Source organism: Streptomyces fulvoviolaceus, assembly GCF_000718165.1.
Lineage (GTDB): Bacteria > Actinomycetota > Actinomycetes > Streptomycetales > Streptomycetaceae > Streptomyces > Streptomyces fulvoviolaceus.
This window is the reverse complement of record NZ_JOEY01000154.1, coordinates 1-791: the sequence shown is the minus strand read 5'-3', so window position 1 is coordinate 791 and position 791 is coordinate 1. Positions and strand designations below refer to the sequence as shown.

Annotated in this window: 1 protein-coding gene; it reads left to right on the top strand. The window is 69.0% G+C overall.

Going from position 1 to position 791, the window contains the following annotated elements; genetic code table 11:
- The coding region (locus tag IG08_RS0153270; RefSeq protein ID WP_030622135.1) for a cyclase family protein at nucleotides 1-791 on the top strand (791 nt) is incomplete at both ends.

Genomic DNA, 791 nt, shown 5'->3' with positions numbered 1-791 from the left:
GTGCGGGAGGTCGAGCAGGGGATCACCTTCAGCCTGAGCCTGCCGCTGGACTATCCGGGCGGGACCGCGCTGAACCAGCGGCGCTACCCGCCCATCCTGCGGCCCACCGAGGACCTCGCCCACCAGCAGGACGTCTTCTACAACATCAAGGCCAGCGAGCACTTCTCGCCCGACCTGATCGACGTGTGGTCCGACGACGTGGTCACCCTGTGGCTGCAGTACTCCACCCAGTGGGACGCCCTGGCCCACCAGGGCGCCGAGTTCGACGCCGACGGCGACGGCATCGCCGAACCCGTCTACTACAACGGCTACCGGCCCGACACCGACCTCGTCGGACCCGCCGAGGACGCCAAGGGCGACGGCAGCGGCAGCCTCAGCTTCGCCCGCCACCTCGGCCTGGAACACATGGCCCAGCACGGCGTCCAGGGCCGCGGCGTCCTCATCGACATCGCCCACCACCTGGGCACCGGCTACCAGGCCGTCACCTTCCAGCAGCTCCAGGAGATCATGACCGCGGACAACGTGGTCGTGGAGCCCGGCGACATCCTGCTGCTGCACACCGGCTTCGCCACCCAGGTCCTGGCCTGGCAGAAGAACCCCGACCCGGTCGCCATCCACCAGACCGCCGCCTACCTCGACGCCGACGACCCGGCCCTGCTCGACTGGATCGCCGAATCACAGATCTCCGCGATCGCATCCGACAACTACGCCATCGAAGGCGTCGGCGTCACCCAGGCCCAGGGCCCCCACACCCTCCTCCCCCTCCACCACCTGTGCCTGTTCAAACTGGG